This window comes from Undibacterium sp. Rencai35W (assembly GCF_049340185.1).
Classification (GTDB): domain Bacteria; phylum Pseudomonadota; class Gammaproteobacteria; order Burkholderiales; family Burkholderiaceae_D; genus Undibacterium.
Genome location: NZ_JBMPPC010000001.1, coordinates 241,134 through 262,267 on the forward strand (window position 1 = coordinate 241,134; position 21,134 = coordinate 262,267).

General features: G+C 46.8%; 18 protein-coding genes. 14 read left to right on the forward strand and 4 right to left on the reverse strand.

Annotated elements, in window-relative coordinates; all coding sequences use genetic code 11:
• The first annotated feature begins 25 nt into the window (after positions 1–25).
• From priB to ACO0K3_RS01045, 6 genes are all read left to right on the forward strand, one after another.
• Positions 26–325: a primosomal replication protein N gene (priB, locus tag ACO0K3_RS01020; protein ID WP_422981090.1), complete on the forward strand. Its 300-nt coding sequence runs from the start codon at positions 26–28 to the stop codon at positions 323–325.
• A 9-nt stretch (positions 326–334) separates the two neighbouring features.
• On the forward strand, positions 335–619 hold the full coding sequence (gene rpsR, locus ACO0K3_RS01025) for a 30S ribosomal protein S18 (RefSeq protein WP_126773305.1): 285 nt from the start codon (positions 335–337) through the stop codon (positions 617–619).
• A gap of 27 nt (positions 620–646) precedes the next feature.
• On the forward strand, positions 647–1,099 hold the full coding sequence (gene rplI, locus ACO0K3_RS01030) for a 50S ribosomal protein L9 (RefSeq protein WP_422956484.1): 453 nt from the start codon (positions 647–649) through the stop codon (positions 1,097–1,099).
• Between the two features lie 203 nt (positions 1,100–1,302).
• A complete protein-coding gene (locus ACO0K3_RS01035; protein WP_422981092.1) occupies positions 1,303–2,691 on the forward strand; it encodes a replicative DNA helicase in 1,389 nt (462 codons plus the stop codon).
• A gap of 118 nt (positions 2,692–2,809) precedes the next feature.
• Positions 2,810–3,436, forward strand: coding sequence for a DUF47 domain-containing protein (locus tag ACO0K3_RS01040; protein WP_422981094.1), 627 nt, complete (start codon positions 2,810–2,812; stop codon positions 3,434–3,436).
• Positions 3,437–3,604: 168 nt separating this feature from the next.
• Positions 3,605–4,615 (forward strand): inorganic phosphate transporter, encoded by a 1,011-nt coding sequence (locus ACO0K3_RS01045; RefSeq protein WP_422981096.1) that lies wholly within the window; start codon positions 3,605–3,607, stop codon positions 4,613–4,615.
• Between the two features lie 140 nt (positions 4,616–4,755).
• Here ACO0K3_RS01045 and ACO0K3_RS01050 read toward each other — a convergent pair whose 3' ends face one another.
• The 4 genes from ACO0K3_RS01050 to ACO0K3_RS01065 all read right to left on the reverse strand — a co-directional run bounded on the left by ACO0K3_RS01050 (position 4,756) and on the right by ACO0K3_RS01065 (position 10,438).
• Positions 4,756–5,268 carry a hypothetical protein gene (locus ACO0K3_RS01050; protein ID WP_422981098.1) on the reverse strand — a complete coding sequence of 171 codons (513 nt, stop codon included), beginning with the start codon at positions 5,266–5,268 and terminating at the stop codon, positions 4,756–4,758.
• Between the two features lie 441 nt (positions 5,269–5,709).
• On the reverse strand, positions 5,710–6,468 hold the full coding sequence (locus ACO0K3_RS01055; protein ID WP_422959942.1) for a LytR/AlgR family response regulator transcription factor: 759 nt from the start codon (positions 6,466–6,468) through the stop codon (positions 5,710–5,712).
• An 18-nt stretch (positions 6,469–6,486) separates the two neighbouring features.
• Complete coding sequence (locus ACO0K3_RS01060; protein WP_422981100.1) at positions 6,487–7,827, reverse strand: sensor histidine kinase; 1,341 nt, start codon at positions 7,825–7,827, stop codon at positions 6,487–6,489.
• A gap of 373 nt (positions 7,828–8,200) precedes the next feature.
• Positions 8,201–10,438 carry a bifunctional diguanylate cyclase/phosphodiesterase gene (locus tag ACO0K3_RS01065; RefSeq protein WP_422981102.1) on the reverse strand — a complete coding sequence of 746 codons (2,238 nt, stop codon included), beginning with the start codon at positions 10,436–10,438 and terminating at the stop codon, positions 8,201–8,203.
• 313 nt (positions 10,439–10,751) lie between these two features.
• Between ACO0K3_RS01065 and aroC the strand changes: the two genes are divergently transcribed.
• From aroC to truA, 8 genes are all read left to right on the forward strand, one after another.
• Positions 10,752–11,840 carry a chorismate synthase gene (aroC, locus tag ACO0K3_RS01070; protein WP_422981104.1) on the forward strand — a complete coding sequence of 363 codons (1,089 nt, stop codon included), beginning with the start codon at positions 10,752–10,754 and terminating at the stop codon, positions 11,838–11,840.
• 627 nt (positions 11,841–12,467) lie between these two features.
• Positions 12,468–13,871 carry a 3-isopropylmalate dehydratase large subunit gene (leuC, locus tag ACO0K3_RS01075; protein ID WP_422981106.1) on the forward strand — a complete coding sequence of 468 codons (1,404 nt, stop codon included), beginning with the start codon at positions 12,468–12,470 and terminating at the stop codon, positions 13,869–13,871.
• Between the two features lie 21 nt (positions 13,872–13,892).
• Entirely contained in the window at positions 13,893–14,015 is a 123-nt protein-coding gene (locus ACO0K3_RS01080; RefSeq protein WP_422956494.1) for an entericidin A/B family lipoprotein, read from the forward strand.
• Between the two features lie 2 nt (positions 14,016–14,017).
• Positions 14,018–14,665 (forward strand): 3-isopropylmalate dehydratase small subunit, encoded by a 648-nt coding sequence (gene leuD, locus ACO0K3_RS01085; RefSeq protein WP_422981108.1) that lies wholly within the window; start codon positions 14,018–14,020, stop codon positions 14,663–14,665.
• A 16-nt stretch (positions 14,666–14,681) separates the two neighbouring features.
• Complete coding sequence (leuB, locus tag ACO0K3_RS01090) at positions 14,682–15,752, forward strand: 3-isopropylmalate dehydrogenase (RefSeq protein WP_422981110.1); 1,071 nt, start codon at positions 14,682–14,684, stop codon at positions 15,750–15,752.
• 55 nt (positions 15,753–15,807) lie between these two features.
• A complete protein-coding gene (asd, locus tag ACO0K3_RS01095; RefSeq protein WP_422981112.1) occupies positions 15,808–16,935 on the forward strand; it encodes an aspartate-semialdehyde dehydrogenase in 1,128 nt (375 codons plus the stop codon).
• A 303-nt stretch (positions 16,936–17,238) separates the two neighbouring features.
• Positions 17,239–20,073 carry a FimV/HubP family polar landmark protein gene (locus ACO0K3_RS01100; protein ID WP_422981114.1) on the forward strand — a complete coding sequence of 945 codons (2,835 nt, stop codon included), beginning with the start codon at positions 17,239–17,241 and terminating at the stop codon, positions 20,071–20,073.
• Between the two features lie 78 nt (positions 20,074–20,151).
• A complete protein-coding gene (gene truA, locus ACO0K3_RS01105) occupies positions 20,152–20,970 on the forward strand; it encodes a tRNA pseudouridine(38-40) synthase TruA (RefSeq protein ID WP_422981116.1) in 819 nt (272 codons plus the stop codon).
• Positions 20,971–21,134 lie beyond the last annotated feature (164 nt).

Sequence of the window (21,134 nt, forward strand, 5' to 3'; positions counted from 1 at the left end):
CCTTTAGAGGACGCAACATAAATCAGTGAATCAGCTTAAAGTTGTTGCCAGTATTTTGGAAAAATCGGCGCTGCGCTATACGCCAGCAGGAATTCCGATAGCTTCTGCGGTACTGACGCATTCTTCAAAGCAAGAGCAGGCGAATACTCAGCGTGTAGTCGAATTTGAAATTAATGCCATTGCAGCAGGTAATATTTCAAAACGATTTTTAGAGATAGAGCTGGGAGTAGTTATGCAATTCACAGGTTTTTTGTCGCGCAAGAACCGTAACAGCAAAAGTCTCGTATTTCACATCACTGATTTCGAGACGACTTTACTAGATTAGGAGCCAAAAATGGCATTCGGTAAAAAATTTGACAAAAGCAAACTGAAACAAAAGCGTCAGCAACAAAATCCTTTGTTCAAACGCAAAAAATTCTGCCGCTTCACAGCAGCACATGTAGCGCAAGTTGACTACAAAGACGTCGACACATTAAAAGATTTCGTGCAAGAAAACGGCAAAATTATGCCAGCACGTTTGACTGGTACTAAAGCACTGTACCAACGTCAAGTTGACACGGCGATCAAACGCGCACGTTACCTCGCGTTGCTGCCGTACACTGATCTGCACACAGCGTAATTGACGACAAGGTACTAGGAGAAAAATATGCAAGTTATTCTGATTGATAAAGTCGTTAATCTCGGCAATCTGGGCGATGTAGTTAAAGTTAAAGATGGTTACGCACGTAACTTCTTGATCCCACAACGTATGGCTCGTCGTGCAACAGCTGCTGCAATCGCTGAATTCGAAGCGAAACGTGCAGACTTAGAAAAAGCTGCTGCTGAACGCTTGGCTGTAGCGCAAGCTGCTGGTGAAAAACTGTCAGGTTTGACAGTTCAGATCTCGCAAAAATCTGGTGTTGATGGCCGTTTGTTCGGTTCTGTGACTAACTTTGACATCGCTGAAGCTCTGGTAAAACAAGGTTTCGCGGTTGAAAAAGCGCAGATTCGTATGCCACAAGGTCCGTTGAAAATTGTTGGCGATCATTCTGTTGCTGTTGCATTGCACACAGACGTCGTTGTTGATGTGACTGTTGCTGTATTGGGCGAGCACGCTTAATACGCTCATTTCAGTTGTATAAAAAGCCGGGCTTGCCCGGCTTTTTTACGTTAATAACAGTTTGATATATGTTTGGTGATTTTTTCTGATGGTGTTTTGTATGTTTGGTCTATCTTTGATACGTCAAGTACGTGCGGTCTGGGTAAGGCATCTGCTTTGCTTTCTTTGTTTTTGAAGTGGAATAAAAAGGTATAATGCGCGCCATGAAAGCACCTTCCGATCCGCAATTAGATTCCATTCGCGTTCCCCCACATTCCATCGAGGCAGAGCAGTCTGTGCTTGGGGGGCTACTATTGGACAATGCTGCCTGGGACCGGATCGCTGACTTCATTCGTGAGGATGATTTCTACCGTTATGATCACCGTATTATTTTTCAGGCGATTGTTAAGCTGATTAATGCGACAAAGCCCGCTGACGTCATTACGGTATATGAGGCCCTAACTGGAATCAATAAGGCTGATGATGCAGGTGGCCTGACCTATCTGAACGCACTAGCACAAAATACGCCGTCTGCAGCCAATATTCGTCGTTATGCAGAGATTGTGCGCGATCGTGGTGTCTTGCGTAAACTGATATCGGTCTCTGACGAAATTGCCGGGAATGCGTTTAATCCGCAAGGCAAAGAAGTTAAGCAAATGCTTGACGAAGCTGAATCGAAGATTTTTGCGATTGCGGAAGAGGGTGCGCGTGGAGCTCAAGGCTTTACGGCGATTCAGCCTTTGTTGACGCAAGTTGTTGAGCGGATTGATGAGTTATACAACCGTGATCACAGCAGTGATATTACTGGGGTTCCTACTGGCTTTGCTGATTTGGATCGTATGACATCAGGATTGCAACCTGGTGATTTGATTATTGTTGCAGGTCGTCCATCGATGGGTAAAACGGCATTTTCTATTAACATTGGTGAAAACGTCGCTATTGAAAGTGGTTTGCCAGTCGCCGTGTTTTCGATGGAAATGGGCGGCGCGCAATTAGCAATGCGTATGCTGGGTTCTGTTGGCCGCCTGGATCAGCACCGGTTACGTACCGGGCGCCTGGTTGATGAGGATTGGCCTCGCTTAACGCATGCGATTCAAAAAATGAACGATGCGCAATTGTACATTGATGAAACGCCGGCACTGAGTTCTATTGAGTTGCGTGCCCGCTCACGTCGTTTGTCACGTCAATGTGGCAAATTGGGATTGATCATTATCGATTACTTGCAACTGATGTCAGGTAACTCTGGCGGTGAAAACCGTGCGACAGAAATTTCTGAAATATCTCGTAGCTTAAAAGGGCTGGCGAAGGAGTTGCAGTGTCCTGTTATCGCATTGTCCCAGTTGAATCGCTCGCTTGAGCAACGTCCTAATAAGCGGCCTGTTATGTCGGATTTGCGCGAATCTGGTGCGATTGAGCAGGATGCAGACGTGATCTTGTTTATTTATCGTGATCAGGTCTACAACCCTGACTCGCCCGATAAAGGTACCGCAGAAATTATCATCGGCAAACAGCGTAATGGTCCTATTGGCAGCGTACGCCTGACATTCCTGGGTGAGTACACCAAATTTGACAATTACACCGGATCATTATCTGTGTATGGCGATAACGAATAATTAAATTTTCGTAGTTGGTTTTAGCAAATTTATTCAATATGAAGCAGCGTCTGGAGTTGCAGGACACGTTCCTGTAGCTTCGACACAATTTTAGTGTTACTACTTTAGTGAGAAAAAAATGTTTGGACGATTGATGCCCACAGAGGGAAAGTTTTTTGAACTCTTTAATCAGCATGCTGAGTTATGCGTAAAAGGATCGAAAGAAATGGTCGCTCTGATGACTAATTTCGATGATCTGGAAATCAGGGTTCATGCGATTGAAGCGATTGAAAAACAGGCAGATACCGTCACCTACAATACAATCGAGCTTCTTCATAAGACATTCATTACGCCGCTAGATAGAGATGACATCCATAAGCTGATCACTCGTATGGACGATATTCTGGATTTGCTGGAAGATGCTGGCCAGACGATTTCTTTGTATGATATCCGTGAGATCACGCCTGAGGCCAAACGTCTTGCCGAGCTCTGCCTGGCCTGCGCTGAAAAAGTGAAAGATGCCGTGGCGTTGTTGCCTAACATGGCGAATTCACGTCAGATGCTATCGATTTGCGAAGAAATCGATCGTCTGGAGTCCGATGCAGATCACGTCATGCGTGCTGCGATGTCCAAGCTGTTCCGTGATGAACCGGATGTGCGCAATCTGATCAAGCTGAAAGCGATTTACGAGATTCTCGAAACCGTCACTGATCGTTGCGAAGATGTCGCCAATATCATTGAAGGTATCATTGTTGAAAACGCATAAATCTGAGCTGCGAGGGTGATTGGATCGCCTTAACTGCCTTGGTTTGTATTTGCCCTCATCTGGTCGACAGGGCAGATACGCTAATAGATTTAGATTTAACAAGTACTCGTTCTCTACTGGTCAGAGTGTAGAGAATTGACATGAGAACTTAAAAGAGAAGTGAATTCCATGCAAACCGTCCACATGAGCCTGTACGTCATCGCCTTACTGGTGATCCTGGCTTTGTTATTTGATTTTATGAATGGCTTCCATGATGCTGCTAACGCGATTGCGACAGTGGTATCGACAGGAGTTTTAAAGCCGCAACAAGCGGTCGCGATGGCAGCATTTTTTAATGTCATCGCTGTTTTGTTTTTTCAGCTGAAAGTTGCTGCAACCATCGGCAAAGGCACTATCGACCCATCCGTGGTTGATCACTATGTGATTTTCGGTGCGCTGGTCGGTGCTATTTTTTGGAACCTGGTTACCTGGTATTTTGGGATACCATCCTCATCATCGCATGCCTTGATCGGCGGCCTGGTTGGGGCTGCCGTAGCCAAAGCGGGTACCGGTGCTTTAGTTTCCAAAGGCTTGTGGACCACGATTACTTTTATTGTGTTATCTCCGCTACTAGGCTTCGTGCTGGGATCGGTCATGATGTTGATCGTCTCATGGTTGTTTGTGAAATCGACGCCATTGAAGGTTGATAAATGGTTCCGGCGTTTACAATTAGTTTCCGCCTCAATGTTCAGCCTTGGTCACGGGGGCAATGATGCACAAAAAACCATCGGTATTATCTGGATGTTGCTGGTGTCTGCTGGCTATGTGTCAAATAGCGATGCCTTACCGCCAATGTGGGTTGTCATTTCCTGCTACGCATCCATCGGACTGGGCACTCTGTTCGGTGGCTGGCGCATCGTGAAAACTATGGGTCAGAAAATCACTAAACTAAAACCTGTCGGTGGTTTTTGTGCTGAGACCGGTGGCGCTATCACTTTATTTGTTGCCTCTCATTTCGGTATCCCGGTATCAACAACACACACCATCACGGGCGCCATTGTCGGCGTTGGTTCAGCGCAGAAAATGTCTGCCGTCCGCTGGGGTGTTGCCGGTAATATTGTGTGGGCCTGGATTTTGACTATTCCGGCCAGTGCATTTGTTGCGGCGATTGCATGGTGGATAGGGCGGCATATTCTATAATACTCCCTGTTGAATCAATGCAAACAGAGCTGTTCCGCTTTATTGATGGGGCTCTTTAAAGAATACAGAGGGGGAGTATGTTTCCTAATTAAAGCCGCAGCCATTCAATATGGTGGCGGCTTTTGTATTTTTGGGAGCGATCACCGCCGGTCTCGGAATCCTAATGTTGTTTGTACTTGCCCAAGGCAAGACCAACTGAGCCTGGTGTATTCATCCTCTGAATCTAAAGCTGCTTGTAAGTCTTCAATTTTCTCCAGTTCATCCTTAATGAATGGCATCCACACACGGTTAATTTCATCGTTTAACTGTGCTTTGGTTTTTCCAATCGGGCCGATCAAAGGCGTGTTTGCATAGCGTCTGTCCATCTTTGCTCGTACTAGGTTAGCTAAAGCAGGTAATTTCTCTTTGTAGAGTTTTACGTGCTGCATTTCATGGTCGAGAATTTCGTTATACACGCAAGAATTTTCTGGAAATTCTTTGCCTACATATACATTGATTGCAGGATGTTCCATATTTATTTCAATGTGTGGAGCGAAACATTCCTGATCGCTATCCTTGTCATCAATGATCGGACCTTCAAAATCGATTTGAATAATACTATGTCTTGCAGTGAGGCCGAGAATATAGTCGGTGGAATAAGTTTTCGTGCTCATGGTACGCAATTTTTTGCTACTGACGTTATTGTGTATGAAGTAGGGACCTTCAGACTCAGAGACTACGATGCTGGTTTGTGATAATTCTCTGTTACAGCGCCATTCGAAATTGTTTTGGCTCAAGGCGGCATCATTGAATAGTCCTGAGAGACAAAGAAGCAATATCGACAATAGTTGACTTTTCCTCATGGCCACTCTCCTCGTTATTGATCGCTATATTGATGAGCGGATGTTTGATCTTCGGAGCAGAACATCCTTACGCAAGCCAGCTGAATGTGCCTTAGGCATCATGATTTTCATCTGGCAAATCAACATGATCAATATAGGTAATTTTTTGGACTAAAGGAATATGTTTTGTCCTGTAGTGGCTCAATATAGAGCAGTTTGGTTATGAATGTCTCTTTACTTATGCTATGGGAGCCGCATTCGAAAAATGCCAGACTACATCTGCTTAAACAAATGCACAAAGCTGCGGCTAACTTCTAGTTTCTCTGTCAGTCCTTTTATCTGTACCAAGTGGCGACCTCTTAAATCACGGACAACACCTGATATTGCTTTTGCGTTCACTAATGTAGCGCGGTGGATTTGCCAGAATAAGGCGGGATCAAGCTCTTCGGCGAGATCGCGAACCGGTTTTCTGATTAATGCCTCATAGCTTGCTGTCTGTACACGGGTATATTTTTCATCCGACTGAAAAAATAAAATTTCTTCTACCGGAATCAGGCGTAGTTCCTGCCCGATCGATGCCTGTATCCATTGTAAATAATTGACCTTGGTACCGATACCCATCTGCTTGGCAAGCTGCGCCAACATATTGCTCATGTCATTTGGTTCATCTTTACTACTCAGTCGTGCTTTTAATCTCTCGACTGTTTTGGTCAGACGGTCTATGTCTGCCGGCTTCAATACATAATCGACCGCGCCGTGATCGAATGCTTCAATTGCGTATTGGTCGTACGCCGTAATGAAAACGATATGTGCCTTGCCCCCGATTTCTTTCGCTGCTTCTAAGCCGGTTTTGACTGGCATGCGTATGTCCAGGAATACGAAGTCCGGTGTCAGGCTATCGACTAGCTGTATGGCTTCTTCACCATTTTTTGCTTCATCAAGAATGTGCAATTCTGGCCAGACCTGCTCCAGGCGCGACCTTAACTGGTCACGCATCAGTCTTTCATCATCGGCTAGTATTGCTGTAGGCATAGTAAAAATTCTGGTTAATTAGTTGGCTAACTCATAAGGTATTTCTATAGTAACGCAAACTCCTGTCGGTTGATTGGGTGTAATGATCATTTGTGCTTTTTCTTTGTAAATGAGCTTCAAGCGTTCGCGAATATTTTGCAAGCCCAGACCGGTGCCGTTGCTAGGCATTGCGCCGAAACCGAGGCCATTGTCACTGACTGAGACGCGTAATTTATTGTGCGCGACCTCGGCATGAAAGTGTACGGTGCCACCTTCCGCTTTGACTTCTAATCCATGTTTGATCGCGTTCTCAACCAGTGATTGCAACATCATCGGTGGGAATGAGGCACTACGTAATCCTTCCGGCATATTAAAGTCGACTTCCAGGCGTTCTTCCATACGCATCTTTAAGAGTTCGAGATAAGACTTCACCATATCGGCTTCGCGTCCCAGATTCGTTTTTGCAGCATTCTCACGCATTTGTGGTAACACGGCACGCAGATAGGAGATCAGGCTGCGTTGCATCGCTGCGGCTCTTGGCGGATCTGTCTCGATTAAATACTCGACGGATGCCAGCGTGTTAAAGAGGAAATGTGGCTCGACTTGTGCCTGCATCATCTGCATCTGTGCCTCACTGACCTGACGTAATAAAGACTCCCGTTCTGCGGACAGATTGGCTTCTTTGGCTTTTTCTTCAGCGCGAACTTTGCCGCCCATTAACGCCTTCATTCCGAGAAGACCGAAGATCAAAAGCATGACAAAGTTCATAAACCATTTAGATGATTTCTTCTGGTAGCTTTTTACTTCTTCATCAGCCGCGTCGGCAACAGCATCTTCAATGTCATTACTGATTTCCTGGGCAATGTCTGGCGGTAGTTTGATATGGATGTCATCCTGGCCTGCTTTGGGCATGTCTGGCATTGCCGGAGGGCTTGGTGGTGAGGTCGGATTGGATGCATTGGGTGGCTCAGGTTGTGCCGGCACTGCTGACGGAGCAGGTGGTGTGGAGGAGCTGCCCTCTTTCAGAACACGGATGCCATTTTCATCAATTTCGATCTGCTTGCCACCACCATCGGTCTTATTTTTGCGGATATGAATCCCGGTGCCGTCGATCTCAATATTCGTATCGCCATCGTTGATACTTTTTGTTTTGCTTGCTTTTTTCGCAGCTTTTTTATTGGTGACAATGACGCCATCGTCTGAGTTCAGAATATTGTCCTGAAAGATGGAGCCAGCAATCATCATGATTAACGCGAATAGAAAAAATTTCCACCAGGATAAGGTTGTCACCCAGGCAGCGGTCTTGTCAAACGCTTTACTTAACCAATGCAAGAATGCAGTGATAAGTTCTTTGATGGTTTGGGTCGCGTTGGGATTCATGATGAGGCTTTCTGATAATGATTTACTTTTTTTGCTTTGCCAATCAAGTTGAGATCAGGCATTGCATACTGTTTTGCGGCATGTTGTCACTCTAAAGAAATAGAGTGGCGATTACCATCAGCATGCGACAGTCTGCAAAATCGGGGGAATAGAAATGGAAAATTCCATTCTGGTATGCAAATGAAAATACAGGCGAAAACACAGATGAAGGCGCAGATAAAATATAGCTCTTGGCCCTTAGACTTTTTTATGACGGTGAGTTATGGTGAAATAAGCCATTTTATGGCTACACAATTCATTTGTGTGCAATATGATAAAAATGACACATGTACTGGCTTCAGCCATCACATATGCCATTTTTAAATTCGGGAAATTAATTACTCTTGAGTTGCCGCTTATTTTCCAACCAGGGGTGCAAGTCTTCTCTGGTCATTGGTTTGGCATACAGATAGCCTTGCGCTAAATGGCAGCCGAATGAGAGCAGCGTCTGCGCTTGCATCTCGCTCTCTACTCCTTCTGCGATGATGGCGATACCTAAGCTTTTGCCTAGTTGAACGACCATTTTGGCAATGCTGCCTTCGCCTGAGTCTTGTCTGATTTCATTGACAAAAGCACGGTCAATTTTCAGTTTGTCGATATCGAGTTTTTGTAAATGGCTCAGTGAAGAGAATCCTGTACCAAAATCATCAATCGAAATCTTAATGCCCAGTTGTTTAATCTGATGCAGCGTTTTGATTAGCAGTTCCGGGTCCTTCATTGCCATCGATTCGGTGATTTCCAACTCAATCGATTCTGGCGGTGCCTGAGTATCTAGCAAGGCGCTGTTGAGGGATTGCATAAACAGCGGATGAGAGAATTGTGCCTGGGAGACGTTAATCGCCATCTGAAAGTCGTTATACCCCAAGCTGCGCAAATGAACTAATTCGCGGCATGCCGTGCGCAGTACCCATTCCCCGATGTCAACGATCAGGCCAGAATATTCGGCGATAGGAATAAATAAATCGGGCGGAACAAATTTGCCTTCCTCGGTTTTCCAGCGGAGCAGGGCTTCTGCGCCGACTACCTGTCCATTTGACATGTCAATTTGTGGCTGGAACACCAGAAACAATTTTTCATTTTCAAATGCTGCGCGCAAAGCGTGCATCAGGCGCACACGTTCACGTATTTCCACGCCCATATCTCGTGTGAAGTAGACGAAGCTACCACGCTGATGTGTTTTTGCACGCTTGAGTGCAATGTTGGTGTCTTTGAGGGCTTCGGACCCGTCACCATCGTAGTCAGATAGTTCAACTAAGCCGATGGTTGCCGATAATTGGACATCCTGTCGATCGACCTGAAAGGGTGGCGTAAACAAGGTCAGGATCGCTTGCGGACACACCATTTCTTCGTCACCCAGTAGCGCAAAAGTATCGCTGCCCACGCGGGCAAGCTGACAATCTTCGCCAAAATGTTTGACCAGACGCTGGGCGACAGCGCACAGCAGCATGTCACCGAACTGATGGCCTAGGGCGTCGTTGGTTTCGGCGAAATGATCGATGTCAATCAATGACAGGGCACTATGTTTTTTGAGCGGCGATTGCAGAGTTTCATTTAATGTCTGCAATAATTTGAGCCGGTTTGCCAGACTGGTGAGCGGGTCATAAAACGCATAGCTGTGTAACCGCGAGGTCAGCATGACGTTATCCAGACCAACCGAGACATTATTGCAAAAGACCTCGAGCAGACGTTTGTCCATCTCGCTCAGGTTCAGTCCAATATTCAGGTAGACCGTCAGGTCGCGATCTGCAACATTGCTGAAGTACAGTGTTGTTGATTCAGCCTCGTATAAATTACAGCGCTCCTGCATTGACCTTTGTACGATCGCATTCGCTTTCTCATCGACGACATCGCTGACCGGATGATCGATCAGGTGTTGGAACGAGTGCGTCGCGGCGATGATTTTAAGTTCTTTATCTCCGTCGACACCTTGCTGTGAACAGACAAAGCCTTCTGCCTGATTGCCAAGCAGACCTGAGATTTGGGTGAGCACGCCTGAGGCAAAATTCTGCAAACCACGTAATGCCATCAGCTCAGTGCTGGCGTTGATAATCAGTTCAAGTCCGCGACGGCTGGCGCTGATCGCGCAAATTTGTTCGTAGGAGCGGATGGCGGATGTGACTGCAGTGTAGAGTTTGGTACGGGTTAGTTCAGATTTGGTTTTGTAGTCGTTGATGTCGTAATCACGAATAGCGTCTATCTCAGGGGCGTAGCCTGGCTGGCCTGTGCGCAGGATAATACGTACATCGGCGAGTCCCAGTGTCTTGCGTATGTGGCTGACGAGCTGGAGTCCCGCATCTTCTTGCTCCATCACGACATCTAGCAGAATGATCGCTATATCTGTTTCGTGTTGCAGTATGTCGCGTGCCTCGGCAGCTGAATACGCATGTAAGAAACTTAGCGGACGATGCTGGATCTCCAGGCTACCTAAGGCAAACGTTGTTGCTGAATGTACATCCGGATCATCGTCGATGATCATGATTCGCCACGTTGGGTGAAGCTTGGTCACTGTCGAAGCGTCACTTGCCTCTGGTTCATCCAGAAAGACCAGATCATCTTCGGAAGAGTGGATCATTGCATTCATCTGAGAAGCGACTCCAAGAATGGATTTATATTTTGACTACAAATCTTAACGATTATGTTTGTATGGAACTATCGCATTAAATTTACAAACAGCCAAGTCACAAATGCTCTGTGTACTCAGTATAAAACAAGAAAACTTAATAAATCGCAGTTTGTCTCTATAAAAACTGATTTTGTCGGGGTCACTAGGTGTTTTGTGGCTGTTTTTTGATGTTTTGGATGGGTCTGTTTCAGGGATTTTGTCCGGTTAATGGGGGATCGCTGTTAAAATTGCGTCAATCCTGAATAAAATTTTGCAGAACACTATGTCCGGTAATACTTTTGGAACTTTATTTACTGTAACCACATTTGGCGAGTCTCACGGACCAGCGATTGGTTGTGTCATTGATGGTTGTCCTCCGGGTCTAGAGTTGTCTGAGCTGGATATTCAGCCGGAACTGGATCGTCGCAAACCTGGTACCTCGCGTCATGTCACGCAAAGACAGGAGCCGGATACTGTAGAAATCCTGTCGGGTGTATATCAAGGCAAAACAACGGGGACGCCGATTGCTTTGCTAATCCGTAACCAGGATCAGCGTAGTAAGGACTATGGCAATATCACCGAAACCTTTCGCCCGGGACATGCTGATTTTACCTATTGGAACAAATACGGCATTCGTGATCCGCGCGGTGGTGGCCGTTCCTCTGCACGTTTGACTGCGCCTGTTGTCGGTGCCGCCGCGATTGCCAAAAAATGGTTGCATCAGCAATATGGCACTACGTTTAAGGGTGGCATGAGTCAGTTGGGCGATATCGTGATTCCCTTCCAGTCCTGGGATCATGTGCCTAAAAATCCATTTTTTGCACCAAACAATGATGTGGCGTTGATTACCCAGCTTGAGGATTATATGGATACGCTACGTAAAGACGGAGACTCTATCGGCGCGCGTATCGATGTGGTCGCGAGTGGTGTGCCAGTTGGTTTGGGTGAGCCTATCTATGACAAGCTGGATGCCGAGATTGCCTATGCCATGATGGGGATTAATGCGGTCAAGGGTGTAGAAATCGGCGCTGGATTTCAATGCGTCGCTCAGCGCGGTTCCGAACATGGCGATGAGTTAACGCCGGAAGGTTTTGTTGGCAATAATGCCGGTGGCGTCTTAGGTGGGATTTCAACGGGGCAAGACATTACTGTGTCGATCGCGATCAAGCCTACTTCCTCTATCAGGACCCCGCGCCGATCAGTTGATAAGGACGGCAATCCTGTGATGGTGGAAACCTTTGGTCGTCACGATCCATGTGTCGGTATTCGCGCCACGCCGATCGCTGAGGCCATGCTGGCATTAGTGCTGATGGATCACGCCTTGAGGCACAGGGCGCAATGCGGTGATGTGCAAGTCACCGCTTTTAAATAGAAAAATATGAAATAAGGGGAGTATGTTTAAAAACACCTTCAATTGCGCTGTTCTTTATTGGTGTTGAAATATATACTTACCCTGAGTATGTTTAATTTTCCGCAGGTTTGTCCAGGACGCATTGTTTTATCTCGATGCGCCTGCTTCGCCAAATAAAATAGGGGAATTTTTCTGATTCCCTTGATTTTTCCAACAAAAATTTTGATTTAAGTCGCTATTCGGGTTTTTTATATTGAAACTTGGATGCCTTAAATTGATGCGTGATACGGTTCTGCAATGCACAATTGTGGCATAATCAGACGCAAATCTTGCATAAGAGTCTCCCGGACTCGGTCTTCAAGGCCACAAAATCACTTGCGTGGTGCACGATTGATCGGTTTTGCTGCATAGTCATCCGACAGCGCTGTGTAAATTCGCTCATTCATCACGCTTGATTCTTTGTGTTCGTTTAGCTGTTGCTCAAACCAGATTAAGCGAATCGATGTCCGGCATCCCTCTGTGCATGTGTTGTGTCTCTGGTGATCAATTCTTGGCCTATTTCTGCCGTTTGTTCATTTTGTTTGCACAGCATACGGTTTCGTTCTTCATCACTTATCGCTTTTTAAATCATTGCGCAGGCTTTAGATCATGCTTAAAACGCTTTACGACAAACTGTGGGAGTCCCACGTAGTTCATGCCGACGACGATGGTACGGCCATCTTGTATATAGACCGTCATTTACTGCATGAAGTTACCAGCCCGCAGGCTTTTGAGGGGCTCAAACTGGCGGGGCGCCAGCCTTGGCGTTTGTCCGCGAATTTAGTCGTCGCAGATCACAATGTGCCAACGACGAATCGTATTAACGGTATTGACGATCCTACCTCGCGTTTGCAAGTAGAGACGCTGGATGCTAATGCAAAGCAATACGGACTGACTTATTTCGGTATGAACGATAAGCGTCAGGGTATTGTGCACGTCATCGGACCGGAGCAGGGTGCCACTTTGCCCGGTATGACGGTTGTCTGTGGCGATTCACACACCTCGACTCATGGTGCGTTTGCCTGCCTGGCGCATGGCATTGGTACGTCCGAAGTCGAGCATGTATTGGCCACGCAAACACTGATTGCTAAAAAGTCCAAAGCCATGCTGATTCAGGTGGACGGTGCAATGCCAGCAGGCGTTACCGCAAAGGATATTGTGCTGGCCGTCATCGGCAAAATTGGCACGGCCGGTGGTACCGGTTATGCGATTGAGTTTGCTGGCTCAACAATACGCAGTCTGTCGATGGAAGGTCGTATGACCGTATGCAATATGGCTATCGAGGCAGGTGCCCGTGCAGGAATGATCGCGGTCGATCAGACCACGATTGAGTATGTAAAAGGCCGTCCGTTTTCGCCGGTCGGCCCGCACTGGGATACCGCTGTCGCTTATTGGAATACCTTGCACACTGATGCCGGTGCAAAATTTGACATGGTTGTGACACTGAATGCTGCCGAGATCAAGCCACAAGTTACTTGGGGTACATCCCCAGAGATGGTGGTCAGTATCGATGCTCGCGTACCAGATCCAGATCAGGAAAAAGATGCTGTTAAACGCGATGCAATGGAAAAGGCTTTGGTCTACATGGCATTGAAGCCGAATACGCCAATTGAAGATATCCGTATCGACAAAGTATTTATCGGTTCTTGCACTAATTCACGTATCGAAGATTTGCGCGCTGCTGCAGCTGTGGTGCGCGGCAAATTCCGTGCGTCGAACGTCAAGCTGGCGATGGTGGTGCCAGGCTCTGGTCTCGTCAAAGATCAGGCTGAGCGAGAAGGTCTGGATAAAATTTTCCGTGATGCAGGTTTTGAATGGCGTGAGCCAGGTTGCTCGATGTGCTTGGCTATGAATGCAGATCGCTTGGAGCCGGGTGAGCGTTGCGCCTCCACATCCAATCGCAATTTTGAAGGTCGTCAGGGGCAGGGCGGCCGTACTCATCTGGTGTCTCCTGCGATGGCTGCTGCGGCAGGTATTGCTGGTCATTTTGTTGATGTCCGCGCTTTGCGCTAATTTTTATTTGAAGGAATTAACATGAAAAAATTATTTACTTTGGCTATCTGCGTGTTTGTTCTGGCTGCTTGCAATACCGTGCAAGGCATTGGTAAAGACGTCAAAAAAGCAGGCGAAGTGGTTGAAGGTGCTGGTAAAAAATAATCATGGAAAAATTTACCGTTCTTGATGGTCTCGTTGCGCCTATGGATAGAGCCAATGTCGACACTGATGCCATCATTCCTAAGCAATTTTTAAAATCAATACAGCGTAGTGGTTTTGGACCTAACCTGTTTGATGAGTGGCGTTATCTCGATCACGGTGAGCCCGGAATGGATAATTCCAAGCGCCCGTTAAATCCTGATTTTGTGTTGAATCAGGCGCGCTATCAAGGTGCTTCGATTCTGCTGACGCGTAAAAATTTTGGTTGTGGTTCTTCTCGTGAACACGCACCTTGGGCGTTGGATCAATATGGCTTTCGTGCGGTGATTGCGCCTAGTTTTGCGGACATTTTCTTTAATAACTGTTTTAAAAATGGCTTGCTGCCGATTGTTTTGAGCGAGTCGCAAGTTGATCAGTTATTTAACGAGGTCAAGGCTTTTCCCGGTTTTCGCCTGATCGTGGATCTGGAAAAACAAGTCGTGACGACATCGAGCGGGAGTGTGAGTTACCCGTTTGACGTGGATACCTTCCGCAAATATTGTTTGCTCAATGGCCTTGATGACATCGGTTTGACCTTGCGTCAGGCCGACAAAATCCGCGCATTTGAAGAGCGTCATATCGCAATGCAACCCTGGTTGGCTAATACGATTTAATTGAATTTGATAAAACATGAAAATAGCAATTTTGCCGGGTGACGGCATTGGCCCTGAGATTATCGAACAAGCGGTAAAAGTTTTGAATGTGCTGGGTGAGTCATTTGAAATGGAAACAGCGCCAGTTGGTGGCGCCGGCTACGAAGCGAGCGGGCATCCTCTGCCAGAAGCAACGCTGAAGCTGGCGCTGGATGCGGATGCGGTGCTATTTGGCTCGGTCGGTGACTGGAAGTACGACACACTAGAGCGTGCGTTGCGCCCGGAGCAGGCGATTCTTGGCTTGCGTAAAAACTTGAATCTATTCGCAAATCTGCGTCCAGCGATTTTATATCCTGAGCTTGCGGGCGCTTCGACTTTAAAACCTGAAGTAGTTTCTGGTTTGGATATATTGATTATCCGTGAATTAACCGGTGATATTTATTTTGGGCAGCCGCGTGGCGTCAGAGAATGCCCGGATGGCCCGTTTAAAGGTCAGCGCGAAGGTTTCGATACCATGCGGTACGCCGAGGGTGAAATTCGTCGTATCGCGCATGTCGCTTTTCAGGCAGCGCAAAAACGCTCTAAACGTCTGACCAGCGTGGACAAAGCGAACGTGCTGGAGACTTTTCAGTTCTGGAAAGATATCGTGACCGACGTGCATAAAGAATATCCTGATGTGGCTCTGGATCATATGTATGTTGATAACGCCGCGATGCAACTGGTACGCGCGCCGAAAAAATTCGATGTGATTGTGACTGGCAATATGTTTGGTGATATTTTGTCTGACGCGGCGGCAATGCTGACTGGTTCTATCGGCATGCTGCCATCCGCGTCTCTGGATGCAAATAATAAGGGCCTGTACGAGCCTTCCCACGGCTCTGCACCGGATATCGCCGGTAAGGGCGTGGCAAATCCTTTGGCAACAATACTCTCTGCGGCCATGATGTTGCGTTTTTCTCTGGGTAAAGCTGAGCAGGCTGACCGTATTGAGAATGCCGTCAAGAAGGTATTGTCACAAGGCTTGCGTACACCGGATATTTATGAGGCAGGTACAACGAAAGTTGGTACCGTTGAAATGGGTAATGCGGTAGTAAGTGCGTTGACTTAGAAAGTGTTTGGTATGTAAATCAGCAGGGATTGCCTGCAAATTTTAGGGAAAGACGATGAAACTAGTTGGTCTGGTAGGTTGGCGTGGAATGGTGGGTTCAGTCCTGATGCAGCGCATGCAGGAAGAGGGCGATTTCGCTCATATCGAACCCGTGTTTTTTTCGACATCCAATACAGGTGGTACAGCCCCTGCGATGGCAAAAAATGAAAAAACATTGAAAGACGCAAATGATATTGATGCGCTGAAGAAGTGCGACATTATTATTACCTGCCAGGGCGGCGACTACACGACGGAAATTTTCCCTAAATTACGTGCATCGGGCTGGGACGGCTACTGGATTGACGCGGCATCCACTCTGCGTATGGATGACAATGCAGTGATCGTTCTTGATCCGGTTAATCTCGATGTGGTCAAGACTGCATTAAGTCGTGGTGTGAAGAATTATATCGGTGGTAATTGCACGGTCTCCTGCATGTTGATGGGCTTGGGCGGTCTGTTCCAGCATAACCTGGTTGACTGGATGTCCTCCATGACATATCAGGCTGCTTCGGGTGGTGGGGCGCAACACATGCGCGAGTTGTTGGCGCAATTTGGCAGTATTAACGCCGAAGTTAAGGCTTTGCTGGATAATCCGGCCGCGGCAATTTTGGAAATTGATCGCAAAGTGCTGGCTAAGCAGCATGCATTTACTGGCGATGAAACGAAGCAGTTTGGTGTGCCATTAGCAGGTAATCTAATTCCTTGGATTGATAAAGATCTGGGAAATGGCGTCTCTAAAGAAGAGTGGAAAGCTGGTGCTGAAACTAACAAAATCTTAGGTAAAGGCGCTGCCTTTGGTTCTGAGGCAATCCCGGTCGATGGTTTGTGCATCCGTATCGGCGCGATGCGTTGTCATTCTCAGGCATTGACCATCAAACTCAAAAAGGACGTGCCTTTAGATGAAATCAACGACATTATCGCGCAAAATAATCAATGGGTTAAAGTCGTACCCAACGAGCGTGAAGCTTCTATGCGTGACTTGACTCCTGCCGCAGTGACTGGCAGCCTAACTATTCCTGTCGGACGCCTGCGTAAAATGCAGATGGGTGGCGAATACTTATCTGCTTTCACGGTGGGTGATCAATTATTGTGGGGTGCTGCAGAGCCCTTGCGTCGTATGTTACGTCTCTTGGTTGCAGAATAAATACGATATGTCATTTTGAATGCTTTAAGCCAGTACGATAAAAAGGAGTGAATTCACTCCTTTTTTAATTTTCTGAGGGGTTTTTACCGTTCTTCTCTCTGGATTGTCAAACTGCAACAACGATTTATACTAAACGCAAATAGTTTGACCTCTTAATGTATTTACCATACTGACAAATCGAGTTAAGCTTGCACGGCTAAGTTTGTAATGTTATCTTGCGACAATATGATGCATCCATCCCTTATTTGATGTGATTGCTATCGCCAACTGGATTGACCAAATTACCCAAATATGTCCTATAAAATGCATAACTATAAACGCTCACCAGTCATTTCTCTGGGAGGCAAAATGCTGGGTGCAGCGGTAGCCTCATCTTTGTTCATGTTGTCCAGTGCCTATGCAACAGGCCTGGGGAAATTAACTGTCCTTTCCTCTTTGGGGCAGCCTCTGCGTGCAGAGATTGAGCTGACATCTCCCAATAAGGATGAGATTGGTTCACTCGTGCCAAAACTGGCATCATCAGAATCTTTCCGCCAGGCAAGCATTGATTTTAATCCTGCCTTATTGTCTTTGCGCTTTAGTGTCGAACAACGTGGGGCTGGATATGTGATACGTATCAGTTCAAATCAGGCGATGAACGAGCCTTTCGTCGATATGTTGCTGGAACTGAATTCAAGTAATGGTAAATTGTTGCGTGAATATACGTTCTTGCTCGACCCTGCCGAATTAAGGAATAGTCAGTCAGCACAGGTGGCGAATCCTGTGACTGTTGCTGGTTCGACACAGTCAACGGCACCCAATGCTGTGCAGACGCGTCCTGCCACGAATTCGGCCCTGCAACCAGCTCAACAGCCCGCACCCGTAGAACGCAAAACATCAACATCAAAAAACGAAACGGCAGCACAATCCAAGCCAGCCGGAGACTATCAGGTAAAGCCTGGTGATACTTTGAGCAAAATCGCCGGTAGTTATAAGGCAGAAGGCGTTTCTCTGGACCAGATGCTGGTCAGCTTATATAAAGCTAATCCGCAAGCATTTGCTGGCAATAACATGAATCGCTTGAAGAGTGGGCAGATTTTAACTGTGCCCGATGGTGAGACTAGTCGTTCTTCAATCAATACTTCAGAGGCGCATTCAGTCGTCATGGCGCATGCCAACGACTTTAGCTCGTATAGAAATAAACTCGCAGGACAAGTCGCGACTGCCCCGGCGGAGAAAGTAGCCACCACTAAGCAAACTGCCAGTGGTGTTATTACCGCCAAAGTTAGAGAAGTTCCTACGGCAACGAATGAGTCACTGGATAAGCTGAAATTGTCAAAAGCGGCTCCTAGTGCTTCAGCGAAATCGGCGACAGGCAAGGCGATCGATGAGGATAAAATTGCAAAAGACAAAGCAATAGCAGATGCAAATGCCAGAGTAAAAGAGCTAGAGAAGAACGTTGAAAGCTTACAAAAAATTCTTGAAGTTAAAAACAAGGATTTAAGTGACAAACAAGCTGCCGCAAAATTGGCATCAGCATCAGCGAAAACTGCTTCTGCGTCTTCCCCATTGCCAGCGGCATCGGTGCCAGCGTCAGCTTCTACTCCAGTGCAGGCTGTAGCACCAGCTGTCGCGTCCAGTCCGGCGCCTGTAATTGCTAGCGTGGCCAGTGCAGATGGTGCCGCATCTGCGCCACCTGTAAAAACACCGGTCAAGAAAAAAATATTGCCACCTCCACCGCCTCCTGAGCCAGGATTTTTTGACAGCTTGATGGATAGTGGTTTCCTGCTACCTGGTGCAGGTGTGTTATTGGCTTTACTTGGTGGTTACGGTATTTTCGCAAGCCAGCGTAAGAAAAAATTACAACAGTTTGAGGATAGCATCCTGACTGGTTCCAGCATGAAAGCCAACTCAATGTTTGGCTCTACCGGCGGTCAGAGTGTCGACACTAACAATAGTGTCTTTAACTCAAATTTCGCACCATCGGCAAGTCAGTTGGACGCGAATGAGGTTGATCCGGTTGCTGAAGCAGATGTGTATATTGCCTATGGACGTGACTCCCAAGCAGAAGAAATTCTGAAGGAGGCTTTACGTACTCAACCGGACAGACATGCAGTCAGAGTGAAGTTGTTGGAAATTTATTTCACTCGCAAAGATGCTAAATCATTCGAGCGTCTGGCAGGTGAATTGTATGGTATGACCAGCGGTGAGGGCGATGATTGGGCTCAAGCTGCTTCTATGGGTATATCATTGGATCCAACGAATCCGTTGTATGCCGGTGGTAAGGCGCCTGTGGATGCGACTGGCGTGATGGGGTCGGGGACTCAGCCATTGGAGGATCTGGATCCTGATGCACTACTAGCAAATTCTTTGACTCATGATATGTTGGAATCTATCAGTATCATTGATACTGCTCATGGTTTAGGTGATGAAAAAGCGCCTGAATTGCATCAGGAAGACATGAGCTTCAATGCAGTTGATACAAATGCGGGCTTGGGTGCATTGGATTTTGATCTGGAAATACCAGGAGCCGATACTGCTCCGGCGTTGGCTGAGTTGGAAGTGCCGAAAATACCTGACACATCCGCAAGTTCTCATGCCGCGAAACATGTAGAGCCAGTTGCTGAAGAAATCGTTGATTTTGCCTCAATTGATTTTGACATGGGCGGAGATGCACACGTTGCTGAGCCTGCAGTTGTCGATACTCCTGTTGTAGTTCATGCCGAGCATGCTGATAATCAATTTAATATTGATCATTTGTCTTTAGATTTGAACTCACCTGAGAGCGTTTCAGATGATCTAAGTGACATTGCTTTTGAGTCTTCGGCACAGCCAGAACTGCATATGCCCGTATCTGAGGTTGCTGAGCATGTAGTGTCGCAAGCGATTGTTCCTGATGCGCCTGCTGCTTTTGAATTTGATTTGTCCGGCATTGATCTGGATCTCGAGCCGGAAGCGAGTAAGTCCGAAGTAGTTAATTTGGATCACCAAGAGTCGCCGGCTTATAATGCTGAAATGGCAACCAAGCTTGATCTTGCTGTTGCTTATCACGAAATCGGCGACAAGGATGGTGCGCGTGAATTACTGGATGAGGTTGTCAAGGGCGGAACACCAGATCAGATAGTCAAAGCACAGGAGATGCTGGCTCAATTATCCTGAGTCCGCACTGACGCAACGACGGGCGCGGCATTTTGCCTGCGCCCGTTTTTATTTTAACGACTAATAAATGGATTTGAATTGAAGCGCTTGGTATTGGGTGTGCAATATGACGGTAGCTGCTGGCAGGGTTGGCAAACACAGCCGTCGGGTAAAACGGTTCAGGATCAATTAGAGAAAGCACTTTCTTCTTTTGCTCAAACGCCAATCATCACTGCTTGCGCAGGTCGTACGGATGCCGGCGTTCATGCGGTAGAGCAGATAGCGCATTTCGATACTGAGCTTGACCGGTCAATGTATTCTTGGGTCAACGGTGTGAATGCTTTTTTGCCCGATTCGGTATCAGTTCAATGGGCGACGGAAGTCCCTTTTGCCGATCCTGATGCTCACGATAATTTTCATGCGCGATTCAGTGCTTATGCAAGAACATATCATTATGTTTTGTATAACAATCCAGTGAGGTCAGCGCTGTTATCGCAACGAGCAGGCTGGGTTTTTCGGCCTTTAGATCTTGAACGCATGCAAGCAGCGATACCTTTTTTAGTCGGCGAGCATGACTTTACCGTTTTTCGTGCTGCAGCATGTCAGGCAAAATCTCCGGTTAAACACATGTATGACGTTCAAATAAAACAGGAGGGATCTCTGTTTATTTTTAGTCTGCGAGCGAACGCTTTTCTGCATCATATGGTCCGTAATATTGTTGGCGCCTTGATTTTTGTCGGCACCGGTAAGCGTGAACCAGCGTGGATTGAGGAATTGATATCGAGTCGTGATCGCAGCCTGTCAGCCCCCACCTTTATGCCTGACGGGCTTTACCTTGCTCGTATAGATTACGACCCTAAATGGTGTTTGCCACAGCGTAAAATGGAGGCAGATTTTCATTTTTCTCCTTTTGTATAAGTGTTTAATTTGATTTTGTGTATTCTTTTAATTTGTTTTATTGTCATTGATTTAATTCATTGTGGTTAACGTTTGCCCGCTGCAACATCATTTTTGGGCTTTCTGTGGCGAAATCCGGTAAAATGTCATTTTGCATAACCCAATATTAAGGCGCTCGCCTAGGG

What these genes read in the sequence shown, in the direction of transcription:
- rpsR (WP_126773305.1), top strand. Translation starts at nt 335, where the DNA reads ATGGCATTCGGTAAAAAATTTGACAAAAGCAAACTGAAACAAAAGCGT.
- asd (WP_422981112.1), top strand. Translation starts at nt 15,808, where the DNA reads ATGAAACTAGTTGGTCTGGTAGGTTGGCGTGGAATGGTGGGTTCAGTC.
- leuD (WP_422981108.1), top strand. Translation starts at nt 14,018, where the DNA reads ATGGAAAAATTTACCGTTCTTGATGGTCTCGTTGCGCCTATGGATAGA.
- ACO0K3_RS01100 (WP_422981114.1), top strand. Translation starts at nt 17,239, where the DNA reads ATGCATAACTATAAACGCTCACCAGTCATTTCTCTGGGAGGCAAAATG.
- ACO0K3_RS01065 (WP_422981102.1), bottom strand. Translation starts at nt 10,438, where the DNA reads ATGATCCACTCTTCCGAAGATGATCTGGTCTTTCTGGATGAACCAGAG.
- ACO0K3_RS01050 (WP_422981098.1), bottom strand. Translation starts at nt 5,268, where the DNA reads ATGAGCACGAAAACTTATTCCACCGACTATATTCTCGGCCTCACTGCA.
- ACO0K3_RS01080 (WP_422956494.1), top strand. Translation starts at nt 13,893, where the DNA reads ATGAAAAAATTATTTACTTTGGCTATCTGCGTGTTTGTTCTGGCTGCT.
- leuB (WP_422981110.1), top strand. Translation starts at nt 14,682, where the DNA reads ATGAAAATAGCAATTTTGCCGGGTGACGGCATTGGCCCTGAGATTATC.
- ACO0K3_RS01055 (WP_422959942.1), bottom strand. Translation starts at nt 6,468, where the DNA reads ATGCCTACAGCAATACTAGCCGATGATGAAAGACTGATGCGTGACCAG.
- aroC (WP_422981104.1), top strand. Translation starts at nt 10,752, where the DNA reads ATGTCCGGTAATACTTTTGGAACTTTATTTACTGTAACCACATTTGGC.
- ACO0K3_RS01040 (WP_422981094.1), top strand. Translation starts at nt 2,810, where the DNA reads ATGTTTGGACGATTGATGCCCACAGAGGGAAAGTTTTTTGAACTCTTT.
- leuC (WP_422981106.1), top strand. Translation starts at nt 12,468, where the DNA reads ATGCTTAAAACGCTTTACGACAAACTGTGGGAGTCCCACGTAGTTCAT.
- rplI (WP_422956484.1), top strand. Translation starts at nt 647, where the DNA reads ATGCAAGTTATTCTGATTGATAAAGTCGTTAATCTCGGCAATCTGGGC.
- ACO0K3_RS01060 (WP_422981100.1), bottom strand. Translation starts at nt 7,827, where the DNA reads ATGAATCCCAACGCGACCCAAACCATCAAAGAACTTATCACTGCATTC.
- ACO0K3_RS01045 (WP_422981096.1), top strand. Translation starts at nt 3,605, where the DNA reads ATGCAAACCGTCCACATGAGCCTGTACGTCATCGCCTTACTGGTGATC.
- ACO0K3_RS01035 (WP_422981092.1), top strand. Translation starts at nt 1,303, where the DNA reads ATGAAAGCACCTTCCGATCCGCAATTAGATTCCATTCGCGTTCCCCCA.